This is a genomic window from Coleofasciculus chthonoplastes PCC 7420 (assembly GCF_000155555.1).
Taxonomy (GTDB): Bacteria; Cyanobacteriota; Cyanobacteriia; order Cyanobacteriales; family Coleofasciculaceae; genus Coleofasciculus; species Coleofasciculus chthonoplastes_A.
Map to the genome: position 1 here is coordinate 2,501 of NZ_DS989868.1, position 20,978 is coordinate 23,478.

The 20,978-nt window shown below is 46.0% G+C and carries 15 protein-coding genes, 3 tRNA genes, 2 rRNA genes and 1 pseudogene (1 of these 21 cut by a window edge); 9 read left to right on the plus strand and 12 right to left on the minus strand.

Translation table 11 applies throughout. From position 1 onward, the window contains the following. The 4 genes from MC7420_RS28685 to MC7420_RS28700 form a co-directional block, all read right to left on the minus strand. Window positions 1-581, minus strand: a 23S ribosomal RNA gene (locus tag MC7420_RS28685) (it extends 2,306 nt beyond the left edge of the window). 231 nt (window positions 582-812) lie between these two features. Beyond that, window positions 813-885: transfer RNA gene (locus MC7420_RS28690), tRNA-Ala, on the minus strand. A 15-nt stretch (window positions 886-900) separates the two neighbouring features. Next, window positions 901-974 (minus strand) — tRNA-Ile (locus MC7420_RS28695). Between the two features lie 119 nt (window positions 975-1,093). Continuing rightward, window positions 1,094-2,581, minus strand: a 16S ribosomal RNA gene (locus MC7420_RS28700). Together the 16S and 23S rRNA genes with 2 tRNA genes alongside form the textbook arrangement of a ribosomal RNA operon. 530 nt (window positions 2,582-3,111) lie before the next feature. Here MC7420_RS28700 and glyQ point away from each other — a divergent pair. Together glyQ and MC7420_RS28710 are read left to right on the plus strand one after the other, a co-directional pair. Beyond that, entirely contained in the window at window positions 3,112-4,005 is an 894-nt protein-coding gene (gene glyQ, locus MC7420_RS28705; protein WP_006105152.1) for a glycine--tRNA ligase subunit alpha, read from the plus strand. Window positions 4,006-4,035: 30 nt separating this feature from the next. Continuing rightward, window positions 4,036-4,947: a ComEC/Rec2 family competence protein gene (locus MC7420_RS28710; protein ID WP_232231810.1), complete on the plus strand. Its 912-nt coding sequence runs from the start codon at window positions 4,036-4,038 to the stop codon at window positions 4,945-4,947. A gap of 5 nt (window positions 4,948-4,952) precedes the next feature. Here the strand turns inward: MC7420_RS28710 and MC7420_RS28715 are convergent, their stop codons facing one another. Further along, window positions 4,953-5,990 carry an IS630 family transposase gene (locus MC7420_RS28715; protein ID WP_006097775.1) on the minus strand — a complete coding sequence of 346 codons (1,038 nt, stop codon included), beginning with the start codon at window positions 5,988-5,990 and terminating at the stop codon, window positions 4,953-4,955. 20 nt (window positions 5,991-6,010) lie between these two features. Between MC7420_RS28715 and MC7420_RS28720 the strand changes: the two genes are divergently transcribed. Next, window positions 6,011-7,540 carry a ComEC/Rec2 family competence protein gene (locus MC7420_RS28720; protein ID WP_052307569.1) on the plus strand — a complete coding sequence of 510 codons (1,530 nt, stop codon included), beginning with the start codon at window positions 6,011-6,013 and terminating at the stop codon, window positions 7,538-7,540. Window positions 7,541-7,607: 67 nt separating this feature from the next. Beyond that, window positions 7,608-7,694: transfer RNA gene (locus tag MC7420_RS28725), tRNA-Ser, on the plus strand. Between the two features lie 25 nt (window positions 7,695-7,719). Here MC7420_RS28725 and MC7420_RS28730 read toward each other — a convergent pair. Then, the gene (locus MC7420_RS28730) at window positions 7,720-9,699 is read right to left on the minus strand and encodes an aconitate hydratase (protein WP_006105072.1); all 1,980 of its coding nucleotides are present in this window, start codon (window positions 9,697-9,699) and stop codon (window positions 7,720-7,722) included. Window positions 9,700-10,273: 574 nt separating this feature from the next. Here MC7420_RS28730 and MC7420_RS35795 point away from each other — a divergent pair. Continuing rightward, window positions 10,274-12,337 carry a WD40 repeat domain-containing protein gene (locus tag MC7420_RS35795; protein WP_006105041.1) on the plus strand — a complete coding sequence of 688 codons (2,064 nt, stop codon included), beginning with the start codon at window positions 10,274-10,276 and terminating at the stop codon, window positions 12,335-12,337. Window positions 12,338-12,538: 201 nt separating this feature from the next. On the opposite strand, the gene MC7420_RS28740 is transcribed toward MC7420_RS35795, so the two are convergent. Beyond that, window positions 12,539-12,814 carry a Txe/YoeB family addiction module toxin gene (locus tag MC7420_RS28740; protein WP_006105171.1) on the minus strand — a complete coding sequence of 92 codons (276 nt, stop codon included), beginning with the start codon at window positions 12,812-12,814 and terminating at the stop codon, window positions 12,539-12,541. Beyond that, window positions 12,807-13,091 (minus strand): annotated as a pseudogene (locus MC7420_RS43005) (type II toxin-antitoxin system Phd/YefM family antitoxin). Before MC7420_RS43005 ends, MC7420_RS28740 begins: the two are co-directional and overlap by 8 nt. A gap of 90 nt (window positions 13,092-13,181) precedes the next feature. On the opposite strand from MC7420_RS43005, the gene MC7420_RS28750 reads away from it, so the two are divergent. Continuing rightward, window positions 13,182-15,152, plus strand: coding sequence for a WD40 repeat domain-containing serine/threonine-protein kinase (locus tag MC7420_RS28750; protein ID WP_006105113.1), 1,971 nt, complete (start codon window positions 13,182-13,184; stop codon window positions 15,150-15,152). Window positions 15,153-15,768: 616 nt separating this feature from the next. Here the strand turns inward: MC7420_RS28750 and nuoK are convergent. From nuoK to nuoH, 4 genes are all read right to left on the minus strand, one after another. Next, window positions 15,769-16,080 carry an NADH-quinone oxidoreductase subunit NuoK gene (gene nuoK / locus MC7420_RS28755; RefSeq protein WP_006105071.1) on the minus strand — a complete coding sequence of 104 codons (312 nt, stop codon included), beginning with the start codon at window positions 16,078-16,080 and terminating at the stop codon, window positions 15,769-15,771. A 143-nt stretch (window positions 16,081-16,223) separates the two neighbouring features. Then, window positions 16,224-16,850 carry an NADH-quinone oxidoreductase subunit J gene (locus MC7420_RS28760; RefSeq protein ID WP_006105031.1) on the minus strand — a complete coding sequence of 209 codons (627 nt, stop codon included), beginning with the start codon at window positions 16,848-16,850 and terminating at the stop codon, window positions 16,224-16,226. 73 nt (window positions 16,851-16,923) lie between these two features. Beyond that, a complete protein-coding gene (ndhI, locus tag MC7420_RS28765) occupies window positions 16,924-17,547 on the minus strand; it encodes an NAD(P)H-quinone oxidoreductase subunit I (protein ID WP_006105004.1) in 624 nt (207 codons plus the stop codon). Between the two features lie 93 nt (window positions 17,548-17,640). Continuing rightward, window positions 17,641-18,759 carry an NADH-quinone oxidoreductase subunit NuoH gene (gene nuoH, locus MC7420_RS28770; protein ID WP_006105144.1) on the minus strand — a complete coding sequence of 373 codons (1,119 nt, stop codon included), beginning with the start codon at window positions 18,757-18,759 and terminating at the stop codon, window positions 17,641-17,643. Between the two features lie 202 nt (window positions 18,760-18,961). Here nuoH and MC7420_RS28775 point away from each other — a divergent pair, with 202 nt between their 5' ends. From MC7420_RS28775 to MC7420_RS28790, 3 genes are all read left to right on the plus strand, one after another. Continuing rightward, a complete protein-coding gene (locus MC7420_RS28775; protein ID WP_044210355.1) occupies window positions 18,962-19,570 on the plus strand; it encodes a Uma2 family endonuclease in 609 nt (202 codons plus the stop codon). 196 nt (window positions 19,571-19,766) lie between these two features. Next, window positions 19,767-20,603 (plus strand): hypothetical protein, encoded by an 837-nt coding sequence (locus MC7420_RS35800; protein WP_006105082.1) that lies wholly within the window; start codon window positions 19,767-19,769, stop codon window positions 20,601-20,603. Window positions 20,604-20,609: 6 nt separating this feature from the next. Beyond that, window positions 20,610-20,930: a hypothetical protein gene (locus MC7420_RS28790; RefSeq protein WP_044210357.1), complete on the plus strand. Its 321-nt coding sequence runs from the start codon at window positions 20,610-20,612 to the stop codon at window positions 20,928-20,930. Window positions 20,931-20,978: the final 48 nt, after the last annotated feature.

Genomic DNA, 20,978 nt, shown 5'->3' on the forward strand with positions numbered 1-20,978 from the left:
ACGGTCAGACGTTGAATCGTCCTCCCATTGCTTGTAAGCTAACGGTTTCATGTTCTATTTCACTCCCCTTCCGGGGTTCTTTTCACCTTTCCCTCGCGGTACTGTTTCGCTATCGGTCACACAGGAGTATTTAGCCTTACGAAGTGGTCTTCGCTGATTCACACGGGATTTCTCGTGCCCCGTGCTACTCGGGATACAGCCGGTATCCTTTGGCTTTCGACTACAGGACTTTCACCTTCTTTGGTGTTGCATTCAACAACTTCGTCTAGCCTCGGGTATTCCCTTATGGCTGTCCCACTACCCCATCTAGCATGCTAGATGGTTTAGGCTGGTCCCTTTTCGCTCGCCGCTACTGGGGGAATCGCTTTTGCTTTCTTTTCCTCCAGCTACTAAGATGTTTCAGTTGGCTGGGTTGGCTCGTGCTGACCTATGGATTCAGTCAGCCGTACTTGGGGTTGCCCCATTCGGAAACCTCCGGCTCAACGCTTGCTTCCAGCTCCCCGGAGTGTATCGTCGGTCGCCACGTCCTTCTTCGCCTCTGTGTGCCTAGGTATCCACCGTTAGCTCTTTGTAGCTTGACCATCTATTTTTGGTTTTTGTCTGTGTAAGACACAAACGCCTTTTTTGGCATTGTGCATTACTATCTGACTTTGACTTTTTCTCTCGCTATGCAGTTTTCAAGGTTCTGACTGAACGTTTACGTCCAGCAGTCTGAGCAAGTTCTTTTGACTTCTACAGGTGCTGAACGCTCTGTTTTTTCCGGTTCTTGTTTGCGGGTGTTTGGCTTAACCTGCTCGCTTCTTGGGGAAGTATGGAGGTAAGCGGACTCGAACCGCTGACATCTGCCTTGCAAAGGCAGCGCTCTACCAGCTGAGCTATACCCCCTCTTCCTGGAACAGGTGGGCCATCCTGGACTCGAACCAGGGACCTCACCCTTATCAGGGGTGCGCTCTAACCACCTGAGCTAATAGCCCATTTTCCGAACCGAAACCAGTTTGAAAGCCAATCTACTTTTTCCTTGACCGACCTAGGGTGTCCGAATTGATGAAGCTTTAATTATTTATTCTCTTCATCAATCAGTTGGTCTCCCTAAAAAGGAGGTGATCCAGCCACACCTTCCGGTACGGCTACCTTGTTACGACTTCACCCCAGTCACCAACCCTGCCTTCGGCGTCCCCCTCCCCGGAGGGTTAGGGTAACGACTTCGGGCGTGGCCAGCTTCCATGGTGTGACGGGCGGTGTGTACAAGGCCCGGGAACGGATTCACCGCCGTATTCTGACCGGCGATTACTAGCGATTCCTCCTTCACGCAGGCGAGTTGCAGCCTGCGATCTGAACTGAGGCCGAGTTTCTGGGATTAGCTTGCCTTCGCAGGTTAGCTGCCCTCTGTCCCGACCATTGTAGTACGTGTGTCGCCCAGAGCGTAAGGGGCATGCTGACTTGACGTCATCCCCACCTTCCTCCGGTTTGTCACCGGCAGTCTCTCTAGAGTGCCCAACTTAATGCTGGCAACTAAAGACGAGGGTTGCGCTCGTTGCGGGACTTAACCCAACATCTCACGACACGAGCTGACGACAGCCATGCACCACCTGTGTTCCGGCTCCCGAAGGCACCCCCAGCTTTCACCGGGGTTCCGGACATGTCAAGCCCTGGTAAGGTTCTTCGCGTTGCATCGAATTAAACCACATACTCCACCGCTTGTGCGGGCCCCCGTCAATTCCTTTGAGTTTCACACTTGCGTGCGTACTCCCCAGGCGGGATACTTAACGCGTTAGCTTCGGCACAGCTCGGGTCGATACAAGCTACACCTAGTATCCATCGTTTACAGCTAGGACTACTGGGGTATCTAATCCCATTCGCTCCCCTAGCTTTCGTCCCTGAGTGTCAGTTGCCGTCCAGTAGAGCGCTTTCGCCACCGATGTTCTTCCCGATCTCTACGCATTTCACCGCTACACCGGGAATTCCCTCTACCCCTACGGCACTCTAGCTATTCAGTTTCCACTGCCTTAACGGAGTTAAGCCCCGTGCTTTGACAGCAGACTTGAATCGCCACCTGCGGACGCTTTACGCCCAATAATTCCGGATAACGCTTGCCTCCTCCGTATTACCGCGGCTGCTGGCACGGAGTTAGCCGAGGCTGATTCCTCAGGTACCGTCAGAGCTTCTTCCCTGAGAAAAGAGGTTTACAACCCAAGAGCCTTCCTCCCTCACGCGGTCTTGCTCCGTCAGGCTTTCGCCCATTGCGGAAAATTCCCCACTGCTGCCTCCCGTAGGAGTCTGGGCCGTGTCTCAGTCCCAGTGTGGCTGATCGTCCTCTCAGACCAGCTACTGATCGCTGCCTTGGTGAGCTCTTACCTCACCAACTAGCTAATCAGACGCGAGCTCCTCTTGGGGCAATAAATCTTTTACCCGAAGGCTTATCCGGTATTAGCCACCGTTTCCAGTGGTTGTCCCCGACCCCAAGGCAGATTCTCACGCGTTACTCACCCGTCCGCCACTCAACCCGAAGGTTGCGTTCGACTTGCATGTGTTAAGCAGACCGCCAGCGTTCATCCTGAGCCAGGATCAAACTCTCCATATTAGAGTGTTTTTTTGGCTCCGAAACGTCACCTATTAATAGGTGACATTTCCAAGTTATCCTTATTAGTTGAGAGAGTCTCAGTTTCCTGATTCCCCTCGAAGTTTTTTGACAAGGAGTTTTGTATGCTTGGCTTTCAAACTATTGATTTGTCTTGGTTCGGACGCTTGGATATGGAGTGAACTCCGTTTCAAGCGCATTTACCAATGTAGTGGCTATTTCTGGAGTTGTCAACCTTTTGAGGGTTTTTTTTTTGGAGGAAGGCTGGAATCCTTTCAAATTAAGGGATTTAGCCGACTAATTTTTTTTTGCTCTACTCCTTTACGCAGAGAACACCTTCCAGCAAACTACTTAGGTACTATGTCGATCGCACTATCCTGTTACACTCAAGTAGCCAATCACCTGCCTACCTTCAGACGAACACACTCAACTCCCCCGCCCTCGCTTAACGCCCGAACACAGATATCCAGCCGGGACAATCCAGCAAGATGCCAAAATGTAGTGATAGATTTTGACCAAAATGTGGAGGTCATGTGAATTTTCAGTCTGTAATTGCTACGTTACACCAGTTCTGGAGCGATCGCGGTTGCCTGATTGCTCAACCCTATGACATTGAAAAAGGTGCCGGAACCAAAAACCCACACACGTTTCTCAGATCCATTGGCGATGAACCTTGGTCAGTAGCTTACGTGGAACCTTGCCGACGACCAACCGATGGACGCTACGGAGAAAATCCCAATCGCTTTCAACACTATTACCAGTATCAAGTCCTGATTAAACCCTCACCCAACACAATTCAAGAAATTTATCTGGATTCCCTCCGGGCTTTAGGCATTCATCCTGAAGATCATGATATTCGCTTTGTCGAGGATAACTGGGAAGATGCCACTGTCGGAGCCTGGGGAACGGGTTGGGAAGTGTGGTTGGATGGCATGGAGATCACCCAATTTACCTACTTCCAGCAATGCGGTGGCGTAGATTGTCGCCCGGTTTCCATCGAAATTACCTATGGGTTAGAACGAATCTCCATGTATCTACAAGGAGTCGATGCGATGACCAAAATCCAGTGGAATGACCACCTTAACTACGGCGATGTTCACCTCCAAGGTGAAATAGAGCAATGTACCTATAATTTTGAAGCCTCTAACCCCGACTTATTATTGACACTGTTTGGTTTGTACGAACAAGAAGCCAAGCAACTCATTGATAGAAGCCTTGTCTTACCCAGTCTTGACTATGTTCTCAAATGTTCTCATACATTCAATTTGCTGGATGCCAGAGGTGTGATTTCGGTAACGGAACGGACACGCTATATTGGCAGGATTCGCAACCTAGCCAGACGAGTGGCACAACTTTACTTACAGCAACGAGAAGGATTAGGATTTCCGCTCAAGTCATCATCTCCCTCTCAAACGTTATCGGTTTAGGGGGCGACTTGAACACCTGCATCGTGCTTTTTGTTTCTTTCATACCGTATTGGTTTGGAAACCCGGTCTAGCTATGCGATGAATCTTGCCAGTGGTTCCCTACTGAGTGGGGCTTATATTCTTGCCCTATTGTCTACAGCCGTTGTCGGCTTGCCTACTCGTACTGTCACCTGGCAAGAGTATAGTCTTTTAATCCTGAGTGTAATCGGGATAGGCATAATTTGTGCGATCGCGTTCCCCAGAATTTGGCGCACCGGACCTCGACCGAGATTATGGTTGACCGCTAGCCTGATTGCGGTGATCGCCCTTCTCTATGTGCAACTGCGATTACCTCAACCTGAATCCAATGACATCAGTCAATTTGTTTCTAGTTCGGCGCAAGGGCAAGTTGTCACCATTCAAGGTAACGTCGAAACCGTTCCTCGGCTGACGCGATCGCAGAAGGGGCAATTTTGGCTAGAAGCTACCCAACTCACTGAACTGGAAAGTAATGAAAATCGGGGCACAACGACGCGAGGTGTCACCGGTAAGTTATATGTAACGGTTCCTTTATTGCAATCGACGGGTCTTTTTCCAGGTCAAACTATTTCCGTCACAGGTGTTTTATATAAACCCAAACCCGCAGCCAATCCTGGCGGCTTTGATTTTGCCACCTATTTAACCAAGGAAGGCGCGTTTGCTGGCTTAAGTGGGCGACAAGTCAGTTTTCCCGACGAAAATCAAGAATCAACATGGGGATGGTGGATGTTACGCCAACGTATTATCCATGCCCAAGTGCGTCAGCTAGGAAGTCCCACTGGTCTACTTTTGAGTTCAATTGTATTGGGACGCAAAGCCGTCGATTTACCCTATGATATTCGCGACCTATTTATTCAAACCGGATTCGCTCATGTCTTGGCAGCCTCTGGGTTTCATGTGTCGTTGATTTTGGGTTCAGTATAGCAATCCTAAATAGATTGTGGCAATTTTCCATACTGAAATATTTTGGGAAAATCGAATATTTGACCATCAGCAAAAAACTTAAATAACCACTTAACTATTTTAAAAGAGCTGCAAAGATGATAAAATTGTCTAATGAAAGTTTTAACTTGCAACCAAATATCTTCGACTGGATTTTGTTCGGGAGCGTTCGGAGCAAATTTTGTACAACTTATCAACCAGTCTTCCTCTGATAAATCTTGATTAATTGTCTTTAAGTATTCTCGAAACTGCTTGGAATCATGGTAAGTTGCACCATCCCAAAATATCGATAATTTTTTCCCGGGTCGTTTCCTTTGTAAATATTCGATGAAATCGATTGTATTTTCGCTGTTTCCACTTTTATATTCTTTGACTATAAACTCTTTGGTTTGATAATCTAAAGCCCCATAATAAGTCTGTCTTTCTTTTTCATTTTTGAGAGGGACTTCTATTCTTGCATCTGTTCTTCCCCACGCATAACCTAACAAATCACCCCACAGCAGATGACATTCGTCAAGCATAAGCACCGTCCGGCTTCCAGCTTCTATTTCCGGTTTCCATTTTTCTAGCCTTGCCTCTATTTCTTTTTTTTTAGCTTTGACTAATTCATCATTTTTAGCCGGATTCTTTTTTTGAGTCTTTTTCCAACTCACTTGAGCCTCTTTAAATAAGCTATAATAACTTTGATTGGACTCAAAAACTACATTATATTGCTCCTGCAAATACTTCTGCAAGTCTGATAATCTTAGATAATCTTGTTCTCTCAACCACTGAATTGTTTGCTCTTTTTCTTCAGATTTTAAGTAACCTGCTCTACCTTTATATTGAAGCTTTAAACTTTCTACACCCTGAAAAAGCGCTTGATTTTTCCATTGGCTGATAAAACTGTGAGAAACTTTTAATATTTCTTTGACTTCACGATAAGATTTTCCTTCCAAAATCATTTTTACCGCCAAGGCTCTTTTAATTTCTTTGGTCTCTTTTGTCTGATTGATAAAATTAGCCAATTCATCTATAATGTTCATCTTTTGTCTTTTTACTAGGGATGTATTATTACTATTATATCTGTTGCGACCTATTTAGGGCTGCTATATTAGCGTTAACCAAACGGTGGGGAACAAAAACGCAATTTGGGATTGGACTCACAGCGTTACTGATTTATGTTGGCTTAACAGGTTTACAACCGTCAGTTCTACGAGCTGCGATTATGGGAGTAGGCGCATTAGTGGCGCTGCTGACTCATCGACAAGTTAAACCCTTAGGTTCTCTATTACTTGCCGCGACGATTTTGTTGATTATCAATCCGTTGTGGATTTGGGATTTAGGCTTTCAGTTAAGCTTTTTAGCAACACTGGGATTGCTAGTAACCGTACCTCCCTTAGTTAAGAACCTTGACTGGTTACCTTCAGTCATTGCTGCTTTAATCGCCGTTCCCTTAGCCGCACTGTTGTGGACATTACCCTTACAACTGTATGTTTTCGGCATGATTGCCCCCTACAGTGTGGTTGCCAATATTATCGGCACACCCTTGATTAGCTTAATTAGCTTGGGGGGTTTTCTGAGTGCCTTAGTCGCATTAATTTCACCCTTAGCCGGTAGCGCGATCGCGGGATTGCTGTACTATCCTCTTCAAGGCTTGCTGGAACTGGTGCGATTTTTAAATGCTTTACCCGCTAGTTCAGTCGCCCTCGGTACAATTTCCCTGATGCAGTTACTGCTGCTTTATGGCTTAATTGGCATCACTTGTATCAGTTCGCGTGTGCAGATGCGAGGCATATTCGTCGGTGTAATCGCCTTAACCATTATTGCCCTACCCATTTGGCAAACCCGGCTAGAACAGTTTCAAGTTACTGTTTTAGTGGCTGATCAAGAACAGGTTTTAGTGATTCAGGATCAGGGTCAAGTGACGCTTGTCAATAGTGGAGAAACCGATACCGCGAATTTTACTATCCTGCCTTTTTTGCAAAAGCAAGGGGTTAATCAGGTGGATTGGGCGGTTGCGGTTGATTCACAACCTCGTTTTCGGAGTGGTTGGGTGCCAATATTGGAAAGTTTACCCGTTAAGCGGTTTTATGACTTAGCCCATTCAGAACCGTTACCCACTGATACACAGGCGATCGCAGAGGCGGTTCAATCCCAAAATGGAATTTATGAAGTCGTTTCAACGGAACAACGTTTAGCAGTTGGTGCTACGGGTTCTGGAGAAAAAACGACGATCGAATTAATCAAAGCCCAACCTCCTATCGTACAGCTTCAAATTAAGGATCGAACCTGGTTACTCTTGGGAGATATGCCACCCGATGAGCAAAATCAATTCGCTCAACGGGATAATTTGCCTCAAATTCAAGTGCTATGGTGGTCTGGTGAACCTCTCACGCCTCGATTGGTAGACGTACTCCAACCCAAAGTGGCGATCGCGTCGGCGGAAGTCATCGAACCCCAAGCCGCCAAACTCCTACAAAATGCTCAGATTGAATTGTACTGGACTGGGCGTGATGGGGCGATTCAGTGGACACCTGAACAGGGCTTTGAAACCACCTTGGAGGCTAACCGTACTGATGCGGCGCTTTTTTGAACCGTTGAGACGCTTTTGATATGCTACTCAGTAACAATGAGTGCTACTATCATAAGAACAAAGATCTGGAGAGGTGGCAGAGCGGTTGAATGCGGCAGACTCGAAATCTGTTATGGTGTCACAGCCATCGGGGGTTCGAATCCCCCCCTCTCCGTTGAAACATCAACCTGAATTTAAGATTACACCTTGACAGATTGGGCGACTTGTGATTTAGCTTTAAAGTGATTGATTAAGCCGCCACAAAGCATAATTTCCACCTGACGGGGACTCAGGCTATGAGTCATGGAATATATCATGTCCTTGGTGAGGTTCTTGACAGGAATTGATCGCTCTGCCTCTAACGCCTCCCGTAAGCCAATAATTTCCAGTTCATCCCCTTCGCTGATACTGTCGTAATCTTGAGGATTGACAAACTCTAGGGGCATAATTCCAAAATTCACCAGATTTTGCCAACCAATCCGGGCATAAGATTTAGCTAAGACAGCCACTTGCCCCAAATAACGGGGTGCGATCGCGGCGTGTTCCCGGCTGGAACCCTGAGCATAGTTACTTCCGCCAACAATAACATGACCCCCAGATTTGTCCTTTGCGGCTTCTGCCCGTTGCCAAAAGGTGTCATCCTTCATGTAATAGACAAACTGACTAATGCCGGGGATATTGCTGCGGTAAGGTAGCACCCGCGCACCAGCAGGTAATATTTCATCGGTGGAAATATTATCCTCAACTTTCAACAGCACAGGCACAGAAATACTATTAGATAAGGCGGCAAATTCAGGGAAGGATTTAATATTGGGTCCCTTTTCCAGTTCAACTGTCCTGCCATCTTCCGGCGGAGCCACTAACATATCAGTATTAATGATTTCAGTTTCTGGGGCAATAAATTGCGGATATGTAATCCCACAACGCTGTTCCAACTCACGCGGATCAGTGATTTCTCCAGTAATAGCCGCCGCTACAGCCGTTTCTGGACTGCACAAATACACTTGGTCATCAGCAGTTCCGGAACGCCCAGGGAAGTTACGCGGCATAGTCCGTAAAGAGATTTGATCCGAAGCGGGTGCTTGTCCCATGCCGATACAACCTAAACATCCTGCCTGATGAAATCGTACCCCAGCATGAATTAAATTCATAAAGGCGTCATCCATTGCCGCTAAATTCTCAATCACCTGGCGGGAGGTTGGGTTAACATCAAAGGATACGCGATCGTGAACAACTTTTCCTTTCACAATTTGGCTAACTATCCAGAAATCACGCAACCCTGGATTTGCTGAGGAACCAATCACCACCTGATTTACAGGGCGTCCCTGCACTTCGGTAACCGGAACAACATTTCCGGGACTACTGGGACAGGCAATTAAGGGAACCAGTTCCGACAAATTAATCATGTCATAGACATCGTATTCAGCATCCTCATCGGCGACAAGTTCTACCCAATCCTGTCCTCGCCCTTGAGCCTCTAAAAATCGCTTAATTTCAACATCTGAGGGGAAAACAGTAGTTGTTGCTCCCATTTCCGTCCCCATATTGGCGATAACATGGCGATCCATGGCACTGAGTTGGGCAAGTCCGGGTCCATAATATTCAATAATCATGCCCCGACAGCCGTGGACATCGTAGCGGCGCAACATTTCCAGGACAACATCTTTCGCACTCACCCAATCGGGTAATTTCCCCAAAAGTTTGACACCCAAGACTCTGGGCATTTTCACAAACATGGGTTCCCCCACCATTGCCATTGCCACATCAATTCCGCCAGCACCAAATGCTAGCATTCCCAGGGAACCTGCGGCTGGCGTGTGACTATCGGAACCAATCAAGGTTTTGCCGGGAATACCAAACCGTTCCATCTGAACGGGATGGCTAACACCATTGCCAGGGCGACTATACCAAATGCCAAACCGTTGACAGGCGGATCGCAAAAACAGATGATCGTCGGCATTCTTATAGTCGGTTTGCAGGAGATTGTGATCAACGTATTGTGCTGAAAGCTCAGTTTTGACCCGATCAATGCCCATAGCTTCTAACTCCAGCATAACCATGGTTCCTGTGGCATCCTGGGTAAGAGACTGATCGATCCGGAGGGCAATTTCTGCACCAGGTTTCATCGTACCGGAAACCAGATGGGATTGAATCAGTTTTTGGGTGACATTTAAGGGCATGAGTGAATCTCCTGCTATTTATACTGAGTCGTTGGTTAGACCATAGCAGGTTAGGGTTTGGGAAAATGTCTATCCAAAGGTTCAAGTTATCCCCTTTTTGCTCCTTACCCAAGCAGCCTTCTGCCTTTTGCTATAAGTATTTCACCGAACTTGAGTATTAATCAACCTGGATTTTGTATCATTTGCGTCAGCATTGCCACGGCTTTTACATACTGAGGGTCACTCATGGTGGCGGCGGAGTTTTCTCGAATGATCCTTCATTGACGAGAACAACTAAGGGTTTATCTGTCAAAGCGCGATTCCTAGCGATTTCTTTATTCAAGCTACCCTGACGATTCACTGTAGAAACAATTGTTCATTTGCCAGACTTCATTAACGAGTTCTTTGGGATTTTCTTGAAAAGATTTACGAGAGTTCTGCTCATTGAATCTACCAGTAACAATTTTCCCAACTTGATCAATGAGTTCAGCTTTAGAGGGAGTTAGTTCTCCAGGAACAACTATAATCCAAAATTCGAGCGATGATAGATAATTAAGATAATGATAATCAGGGACAACTAGCCACTAGGACAACCATGACCCAACGCCACTGGCTCGATATTACCGAATATGTTTGTATCGGGGGTTCATTTTTGGGAACCGCGATCGCAGCCGCAACTCAGCAAGTTATCTACGCCGCTACCCCCCTAACCTTCACGCTGGGGGTGAATGTTCTGAATCGTCAACGGCTGCATCAACTCAACCGTCAGCACCAGGATACAGCGATCGCGCAGGTGTATCAAAATCTAGAACCGATTCACGAGCAATTCTCTCAACTGGATATCCAGACTCAGGAGCGTATCAGTCACCTTAAGGATGTTAATGCTCAACAGTATAAGGCGGCGATCGCGAAAATTCATCAGCTAATCGAACCCCTGAATCAACAACTGATTCAACTGGATAGCCGCAGCCAAGATCAACTGGAACAATTCAATAGCGCGAATCAGCAACAACACGCGGAAATTATCGCCCACATCTATCAACTCATCCATCCTCTGCAGCTGCATCTGACTCAACTCGACGAGACAACCCAACAGCGCGATCGCCAAACCCAAACCCAACTGGATCAATTACACGCATTACAACATCTGCAAGCCGAAGGAATTCTGGCTTATATTAACCCCCTTATTGACACCCTTAACCAGGAACTAATTCGCCTGGATAGCCAAACTCAACAGCGATTTGCTGAATTTAGCGTCGCTAACCAGCAACAGCATGATGCGATTATTCTCCAAGTTCAGCAACAGCTTGAACCCTTTAAAACTCAACTCGACACGTTAACGCCACAGGTTACTAATCAAGGATTACAGCTTGGACAACTAAAAGACGCGATCGCGAAATGGTATGACTACCTTGAACCCCTGAACCAGCAAGTCTCTCACCTGGAAACCAACGCGCAACAGGTAAATTCCCAGCGACACCAACAGATTGAACAACTCAAGGAAACTATTGTTCAACTTCAGAGGACAATTCATAAACTGCAAGACATTAAGGACAAAAATCGATTACCCTCGTCACCCCCAAATGCCTCAGACACGCCAGAACATTCCTTCCTTTCTCTGGCAATGTTAAGACATGAACTTGACGCCGGACTCCAGGGAGTGGGCAAAAATATTCATCAGATTGGTAATTCTCTGCAAGACCTATGGACGGGGCTAACCACACTGGAAACCCGCACCGAGTCTGGTGTAATTACCCAGAACTGGCATTGTGTACAAACCTTAACTGGTCATTCAGGTAAGGTTAATGCGGTGGCGATTAGTCCCCAGGGAGGGATTTTTGCCAGTGGAAGTGATGACCAAACCCTCCGACTTTGGCAATTAAAAACGGGTCAGGAGATGGGAATTCTGGCTAAAAACTTTGCCTGGTTTAATGGCGTAAAATCAATTGCATTTAGTCCTGATGGGAAATGGCTTGCCTGTGGTAATGATGATTATACGATTAAAGTTTGGGCGTTAGAAACTGGACAGGAACTTTATACTCTCATGGGACATTCAAGTTCGGTTAAATCAATTGTCTTTAGTCGAGATGGGCAACGTTTAATTAGTGGGAGTGATGATAGAACGATTAAACTGTGGAACCTGGAAATTGGCAAAGAAATTCCCCTATCGATTCAGCACTCCGATTGGCTAGGGCGAGTTAATGCCGTGGCGATTAGTCCTAATAGTCAGATTCTTGTCAGTGGGAGTGATGATAAGACGATTAAGGTTTGGGATTTAACCACAGGTCAATTGATGATGACATTGAGTGGGCATAAAGCGGCGGTTAAGTCAGTGGTATTTAGTCCTGATGGTAAAATAATTGCCAGTGGTAGTGCCGATCAAACGATTAAACTTTGGTATTTGGGAACGGGTAAAGAAATGAGTACCTTATCGGGGAATTTTGGTTCGGTTAATTCACTTGCTATGAGTCGGGATGGAAAGGTTCTGGTGAGTGGGAGTTCGGATGAGACGGTTCAGCTTTGGCAATTAAGTACAGGGAAAATTATTGATATTCTGAAAGGGCATAACAGTGCGGTGTATTCTGTGGCAATAAGTCCGGATCGCAAAACTGTGGTCAGTGGGAGTTCGGATAAGACGATTAGGATTTGGCGGTGTTAATGATGGGGGTATTAGGATTATATTTTAACGCTCCAGGTAGCAGAGGGAAGCGCAGAGGGACGCAAAGAATTGGAGGTATTTGAAGTGAAATGTTATGAAATTAGAGAAACAGTCGGAAATGATATAGCAGGATAGCGGGTGAGTTGAGTGATTAGTTATTCATAATGATACCTACACACTAAAAAATCAATCTGAAGATTTTCAACTAACTCGATAGACAAGTCGATGCTCTAGGTCAATGCGCCGTGACCATATATTTGCTTCCATATACTTCAAAGGTTCAGGTTTACCAATTCCAGCAAAAGGATCTTGAATGACAGCCGTAACTAAATCCAATATTTTTGAGGCTTTCTGAAAATCGTGCTTAAACCACCAGGCTGGATCTTCTTTGAATTGAGAGCTAAAACCAGGAATTCGAGTAACGACTACTGGTTTACTCTGTTCAGATTCAGTTTTCTTTTTCTTTTGCTTACTCAATCCCTAACTCCTGCTCAAGTTCTTCAATTGTTTGAGGTTTAATTTTTCCGGTTTTAGATTCCTCTATAGCATCCAATAACCGACGAGCATTGGTAGGTGATCTAAATAGATAAACAGTTTCAACTAAACTGGTTAAATCAGACTCTGAAATCAAAGCAACATTTTCACCATCACGGCGGTTTATGATATAGATCTGATGATTTTATACCACCTGTTTTAATAACTGAAAAAAACCATTTCGTGCCTCTGTTGGGGATGTGATTTCGTAGGGAAGCATAAGCTGATGTACATAGTTATGTTCATTTATTATAAGCAATGCGCCCTGATCAAGCCAAAATAGAGACGAAGGCTTTATATCCCTTGGCTGATGAGCTATTGTCTCAATCCTCACTGCGATCGCCCCCAAAACCCGGATGGGATGCGGTTTTGCCAACGTTGTGGTTCCAAGCTGCTGCTGCGAGAGCGTTACCGCAGTCTGCGACTGATTGGACAAGGGGGGTTTGGCAAAACGTTTTTAGCGGTGGATGAGGATAAACCCTCGAAACCCCAATGTGTGATTAAGCAGTTTTTTCCCCTCTATCAGGGGACAAGCGATGTCCAGAAAGCGACAGAATTATTTGAACGAGAAGCCGTGCGTCTGGATGAGTTAGGGAAACATCCCCAGATTCCGGAATTGCTGGCTCATTTTACCCAGGATAATCGCCAGTATTTAGTCCAAGAATTTATTGATGGGCAAAATTTAGCCCAAATCCTGGCAAAGGAGGGGGTATTTAACGAACAGCAGATTCGGGAGATGCTGCGAGATTTGCTCTCGATACTTGAGTTTATCCACTCGCGTTCTGTGATTCATCGCGATATTAAGCCAGAAAATATTATTCGTCGTCGGCATATTTATACTGGGGATACAGGAGAAACTGAAGCAGGGGTGATTAAGGGTAATTTAGTTTTAGTTGATTTTGGTGCGGCTAAACATGCCATTGGTACGACAAAAACAGGAACGACTGTGGGGACACCGGACTATATCGCTCCAGAACAAGCTAAAGGAAAAGCCATTTTTGCCAGCGATTTGTATAGTTTAGGCGTTAGTTGTATTCATTTGCTCACGCAAATATCTCCTGAAGAATTCTTTGATACGGGCGAGGATACCTGGGTATGGCGGCGTTACTTAAAAACGAATTCGATTAGTGATGAATTAGGCTATATTTTAGATAAACTACTGAAACGAGCCACCAATTACCGTTATCAATCTGTCGCTGAAGTTCTGCGGGATTTACATCAACTTCCCTCGATTTCCTTAACTCAACGTCCTACACCATCGATATCGCCTCAATCGATTATCCTGTCAGGATTTCAGGGGAAAGGAGGTCAAAGCGCGATCGCATCAACTCCGGCGCATCCCCTCATCCTCCAGCCTCCCTCTAATCCTCCCTTAACTAACTGGCAAGTTATTCAAACTCTCGATGGACATTGGGGTTCGGTGGAAGCGGTGACGATTAGTCCCGATGGCTTAATTCTTGCTAGTGGTAGTGCAGACGCTACGGCTATGTTATGGCAGTTACCAGAAGGACAGGAGTATCATACTCTCAATGGTCATCTTGGACGAGTCTGTGCTATCGCCTTTACGCCGGATAGTCAATATTTAGCCACAGGAAGTTATGACCAAACGATTAAGGTTTGGCAGGTAGAGAATGGACAACTTATTTTAACCCTCACGGGTCATCGGAAATGGATTAGTTCCCTCGCCATTAGTCCCGATGGAGAGATATTAGCTAGTGGTAGCAATGATGGCACTATTAAGTTATGGCATATCCAACAGGGTAGGGAATTACAAACGCTTACAGGACATACCTCCTATATTAATGATATTGCCATCAGTCCCGATGGAGAAAGTATTGCCAGTGTTAGTGGGGATGGAACGGTGAAATTATGGCAAATCAGTACAGGGGAGGAACAGAATAGTTTTGGTCATAGCCAGTTACGTTTTGGCTTTTTCTATTCTGTCGCCTTTAGTCCCGATGGGCAACTCCTGGCTACAGGAAAAAGCGATGGCACAATTACACTCTGGCAGGTAGGGGAAAGACGTGAACTCGGTACTCTCAGGGGTCATACTCAACGAGTACGGACATTAGCCTTTAGTCCCAATGGTTACACGTTAGCCAGTGGTAGTATGGATAAAACGATTAAGATTTGGCAACTGTATGATAGGCAAACTCTGGCTACTTTGAATGGGCATACTTGGGAAGTGTATGCTGTTGCCTTTAGCCCCGATGGTGAGACACTTGTGAGTGGCAGTATGGATAAGACGATGAAAGTTTGGCGTTGTGATAAAGGTAGTTAAACCAGGGGAGGATAATTGACCCTAAATAGTATAGGTTTGAGGGGAGAATGTCGCTCACTTAAGCCCTCAACTAAAGTTGGGGCTAAAAGCTGAAACCCGTTGAAACGGGTTCAAAGAGTTAATTCATTTATTTCCAGGTTATGCGAGTCAGCGCCATTTAGTTTAAGTCCAATGGCACCCTACGCCATACTTTTCGGATCAGCTCTAAATTTAATTTGGGCTTGCTGTAGAAAACCCAAACCCTTAGCTATCAACACTTGGAGCCGTAGAGAAAGTTGTTCATCTTCAAGGAAATTTGAGACTATCTATCAACACCTCGACCCTTCGACACGCTCAGGACATCGCTTACCTCGACTTACCAGTAACACCCTCGGTGTTGAAAACTATGGCGATAGAATCACGGAAAATGTACCATTGCTCCCTCTGCTTCCTCTGCTCCCTCTGCTTCCTCTGCTCCCTCTGCTTCCTCTGCTTCCCCTGCTCTCTAACCCCACCACAAAACTTATTCAGCAGACCCTAATTTTTTCTCCCCCCGGCTTCCCCGACTTGAACCCGTTTAAACGGGTTTCAGCTTTTAGCCAGAACTTTAGTTCTAGGCTAAACTTCAGGCTAAAGCTTACCACTTCAGCAAATTAAACTGCTCCATATCAATCGTGTCGCGATTGCGATAAATCGAAAGCACAATTGCTAACCCAACCGCCGCTTCCGCCGCCGCTACCGTAATCACAAACACGGTAAACACCTGACCTTTAATTCCGATAGGGTCAATAAAATTAGAAAACCCCATTAAATTCAAATTGACCGCATTTAACAGCAGTTCAATTGACATTAACACGCGCACAGCATTGCGGCTGGTAATTAAGCCATAGATACCAAGGCAAAACAGAGCCGCCGCTAGCAGTAAAAAATATTGAAGTTGTAGTTCCATGAATTGACGTTTAATGTTTGATGTTTGACAATCGGGCGGGTTTTGTTGCTCGCTTATCAGTCACAAAGTCTATTGAAAGGCTAAACCCGCCCCTACACCCGCTCCTAAACTCGCCCCTATTACTGCCCCTACCATAATACGTTTTATCGGGTGCTTTTTTGAGACTCTCCACCGACAGATGTCAACTGACGCTGACGTTCGGGTAAGGTAGAATACTCAGTTTCTGATGTATCGCGAGGCACCAAACTCTCTGGAATAAAATCGCGACGTGCCAAAATAATCGCACCCACCATCGCCATCAATAACAGTACTGAGGCGAGTTCAAAGGGTAGTAAAAAGTCACTGAAGAAATGCTTGCCAATCTCCACCACTGATCCTTCACCGAGAACCGCCGTACCTGAATAGATTGACCAAGGTGTCACTAATACCATCGTCCCCAGCAGCGCAAATAACCCCAAACAAACCAGCGCGGTTGCACCTTGACGAATCCAACGATTCGTGATCGGTTTAAAATCTTCTCGCTTGTTCACCAACATAATGGCAAACAAAATTAGCACATTCACCGCACCCACATAAACCAAGATTTGCGCGGCGGCGACAAAATCAGCATTGAGCAACAGGTAAAACCCCGCCATACTAATGAAGACACCACCGAGTAAAAATGCTGAATAAACGATGTTATTGAGTAGGACAACGCCTAAGGCTGACCCAATCATCATCACCGACAAAATTACAAATGAAACAAACTGAACCCCTTGGGCTAGATCCACTGTACCTTCACTCCTTGCACTCTAGTTAAAATGACACATTAATCCCACGGAAATAGACTCCGTGGGATCAGCTTTAAGCATTCTTCGCTGTTTCTTCTTCTTTTTCTGCTTCAGTCGGTTCCATTTGCTCGACAATTTCTTCCGGACGCAAACCAGCACGTCGAGAACCTGGCGGTAAATCGTGGGGATCTGTGACTCCTTTGGGTAGGTAAGCCAATTCCCGTAATGGCGTAACCATCGGGTCTTGCGTCACCTTGTACGGCAGGCGTCCCATCGCCACATTATCATAGTTGAGTTCGTGGCGATCATAGGTAGACATTTCATACTCTTCTGTCGCCGACAGACAGTTGGTGGGACAGTATTCAATACAGTTCGCGCAGAAAATACAAACCCCGAAGTCAATACTATAGTGCTTGAGATTCTTTTTCTTACTCGCTTTATCGAACTCGTAATCTACCACGGGCAGATTGATCGGGCAAACTCGCACACAGACTTCGCAAGAAATACACTTGTCAAATTCAAAGTGAATCCGACCCCGATACCGTTCAGAAGGAATCAGTTTCTCATAAGGATACTGGACGGTAACGGGACGGCGCTGCATGTGGTCGAAGGTTACAGATAAACCTTGACCAATATAACGGGCAGCTTGAGCGGTTTCTTTGGCGTAATCGCCAACTTGTTTGAGGAACTTGAGCATAATTTGTTATTCGTCATTCGTCATTTGTCATTCGTCATTTGTCATTCGTCATTCGTTTTTAACTATGACCAATGAACAATGACCAATCAGCAATCAACCCCCGAATGCAACCGGAAAGGTGAGTTTAAGAGCAGCAGTTAGCAACAGGTTCACTAATCCAATCGGTAAAAGGAACTTCCAGCCTAAATTTAGGAGTTGGTCAATCCGTACACGGGGAACTGTCCAGCGCAGCAGAACCGCAATAAAGAGGAGAAAGTAAGCTTTGAGTAAGGTCATGGTAATTCCCAGAGAAGCGGTAATTACCTGTAACCAGGAACTGGTTTCACTTACACCTAACCAAGTGGCTAATCGGTCAAGGGGAATCGGGAATTCCCAGCCGCCTAAGTACAGCACCGCTACTAATATGGCAGAAAGGATTAGGTTAACGTAAGATCCGATATAAAACAAACCAAATTTCATGCCGGCATATTCGGTTTGATAGCCAGCAACCAATTCCTCCTCAGCTTCGGGTAGGTCAAAGGGAAGTCGTTCACATTCGGCTAATGCGGCAATCCAAAAAATCAAAAAGCCAACGGGTTGACGCCAAATATTCCAGCCTAAGATGCCATACCCAGATTGCTGTTCCACAATATCGATGGTACTTAGGCTATTGGACATCATCACCACTGCCAATACCGCCAGCGCCAGGGGAATTTCGTAACTAATCGACTGTGCCGCTGCTCTTAACCCCCCAAGTAGGGAATACTTGTTATTGGAGGCATACCCTGACATCAGCAAACCAATAGGCTGAATACTCGACAGGGCAATCCAGAGAAATATCCCCAGTCCTACGTTAGTAATAATCAGGTTCTGTCCAAAGGGGATAATCAGGTACGACAAAAAGACGGGGATGACGACGAGTATGGGTCCGAGAGTAAATAGCCATCGATCTGCTTTGGCAGGGACGATATCTTCCTTAAACACCAACTTGAGACCATCGGCGACGGCTTGCAGAACACCCAGAGGTCCAGCATATTCCGGACCAATCCGCTGTTGAGCCGCAGCAGAAATTTTTCGTTCCAGCCAGACTATGACAAGGACACCCACGGTGGCACCGATAATCATCAGGAACATCGGCAGGGGCATCCACATCGCCTTGGCAGCACCACTGGGGATGCCAAAATCTTTAAGCGATTCAATAAAACTTCCTTGAAGGTCAATTCCTGCGTTCATCTTGGCAGCTACGTGATATTTACTGAGGTAATTTGACACTTAATGTATCAAATTATGCTATCGGTTTGATTTGTGAAGTTTTTTTGACAGCCTCACTGCCTAGTATATCGTTCGACGTGATCCCCTTAGCCAAGACCAGGGATAATTTAAGTTGATACGACAATTAAATGAGATCATGGCTTAACGTGATCGCGAAGCAACGATGGTACAATCTCCCAGCAAAATGGAAACCCTATCTCTTGAACTCCCTCGTGCGATCGCACTGCACGTCAGCCCCGAACAATTTGAGGCGATCGCTCTGGCGAATCGGGATTTGAGACTAGAACGCACCGCAGCAGGAGAGTTAATTGTGAATCCCCCTACAGGAGGCGAATCAGGCGCACGCAATCGCAGCATTACCGGACAACTGGATCGCTGGTACGAAGCCAACGAAGACTTAGGAGAAGCCTTTGACTCCTCGACAGGGTTTAAACTACCCAATGGCGCCAACCGTTCCCCCGATGCATCCTGGGTGAGGCGGGAACGTTGGGAATCGCTTACCCCCCAACAGCGAAAAGGCTTTGTACCGCTTTGCCCAGACTTTGTTGTCGAGTTGCGTTCCGAATCAGACAGCCTGAGCAAACTCCAAGCCAAAATGCGAGAATATATGGACAATGGGGCGAGATTGGGGTGGTTAATTGACCCGCAGAACCGACGGGTAGAAATTTATCGACCAGGAGTGGATGTTGAGGTGTTAGACAATCCCACTGAGTTATCGGCTGAAGATGTCCTCCCTGGATTTGTTCTCCATCTCAGACGAGTGTGGCGGTGACAACAGGCAACTTTTATGCGATCGCCTTCTATGGTCTTCATGATTATTTTTGATGATTGTTACTTCTGCCACTGCTTCTAGACGTAGCTAGCTCAGTCTCTATCGTCTTCCCCTTGCTCAATTGGGGCAAACAAGGCATCTTAGAAGAAAATATAGAAAATCTTAAATTTTTAGCGTTTCACTCCAAGGGATGACTATGACCCAAACAAATCTTCTGGAATTAGCCAAACAGGGTGATGATGCAGCGATTCTCTCCGTCATGAATTATGTGTTGCGAGATCGCAATATTACTGCCCAAGCCGCACTGAAAGGGAATTGTCTGTTGGTACTCCTGAAAGCGGTTCAAGTCCCTGACCAAAAATTATCGGTGACAATTGTCCGCAAACTGATGGCACACTTACGAGTCCCATCGATCGCCTCTGTGCAAATGTATGGTAAACAGGTTGGACAACCCGCCCCCTCTTGGATGGAAGTCATCGATTTGCGCGATGAGATCGAACCCTTGAAACCCAAAACTAATGTTTTCAAAGTATTGGCTCAATGGGGTACAAAACCCTTGATGCTCCTAACTTTGATTCCTTTAGGGGCGATCAGTATTTATGCTTATTTATCACTGCCCCTCGGAAAATCGATTATACCTGTACAAGCCGAGTCAATATCCTTCAGCGTCAAGGAAATAGAATTGTCTGACATAGAACCATTAGAGAACTCCCCCGATCCGTCTCTCTCCTCTGTAGTGGGTCAAACTCAACCCAGTATTTTATCCTCACCGAGTTCGCCTTCGCCCACCCTATCTTCTCAACCTGAACCCTTTCAGAACGCGGTGAATCAAGCCATGCATGCGGCGACCTTGACTCAATCGGCGCAAACCCCCGAAGAATGGGACATCGTGGTGAGTCATTGGCAAGACGCGATCGCACTCATGGATGCTGTACCTCCTTCCCATCCTCAACATAGCCTTGCCCAGCAAAAGGTTGTCGAGTACCAGGAGAATCTCAACTATGCTCAGAAAAATACAGCGATGGATCAATAGTGAATTATGGTTAATTTCGGTTTTAACTCTGCATCACTTTTAGGACTTCTGGATATATTTTTATCTATAGCCTACTTAGCTCTGTCTATTGCTCTACCCATCGCGAGGAGAAGAGATATCGGGGTTACGGGAATAGTTCTTTATATCATTCAAGCAATCATTGCCCCTTTCATTTTGTTTGTGACGGGTTTTATTCTCCTTTTCCAAGGATGGCGACTTGACCCTATATTGCAGTTTAGCTATGTTTTATTGAATTTCCTGGTTATTTATCTGGGAGTGAAAGATATCATCCTCTTCCGTTTACTGTCTCCACCAAATCATCGCTAGTAACGACTGATCGCTCCTCCTTTCACTTGAGTTTTTGGGAGAAGCGAT

Bases quoted from the DNA above. Each gene is read 5' to 3' on its own strand.
- MC7420_RS28715 (WP_006097775.1), bottom strand. From the start codon at position 5,990: ATGAACATTATAGATGAATTGGCTAATTTTATCAATCAGACAAAAGAG.
- MC7420_RS28720 (WP_052307569.1), top strand. From the start codon at position 6,011: ATGTATTATTACTATTATATCTGTTGCGACCTATTTAGGGCTGCTATA.
- MC7420_RS28730 (WP_006105072.1), bottom strand. From the start codon at position 9,699: ATGCCCTTAAATGTCACCCAAAAACTGATTCAATCCCATCTGGTTTCC.
- MC7420_RS35795 (WP_006105041.1), top strand. From the start codon at position 10,274: ATGACCCAACGCCACTGGCTCGATATTACCGAATATGTTTGTATCGGG.
- MC7420_RS28750 (WP_006105113.1), top strand. From the start codon at position 13,182: ATGAGCTATTGTCTCAATCCTCACTGCGATCGCCCCCAAAACCCGGAT.
- nuoK (WP_006105071.1), bottom strand. From the start codon at position 16,080: ATGGAACTACAACTTCAATATTTTTTACTGCTAGCGGCGGCTCTGTTT.
- ndhI (WP_006105004.1), bottom strand. From the start codon at position 17,547: ATGCTCAAGTTCCTCAAACAAGTTGGCGATTACGCCAAAGAAACCGCT.
- nuoH (WP_006105144.1), bottom strand. From the start codon at position 18,759: ATGAACGCAGGAATTGACCTTCAAGGAAGTTTTATTGAATCGCTTAAA.
- MC7420_RS28775 (WP_044210355.1), top strand. From the start codon at position 18,962: ATGGTACAATCTCCCAGCAAAATGGAAACCCTATCTCTTGAACTCCCT.
- MC7420_RS35800 (WP_006105082.1), top strand. From the start codon at position 19,767: ATGACCCAAACAAATCTTCTGGAATTAGCCAAACAGGGTGATGATGCA.
- MC7420_RS28790 (WP_044210357.1), top strand. From the start codon at position 20,610: ATGGTTAATTTCGGTTTTAACTCTGCATCACTTTTAGGACTTCTGGAT.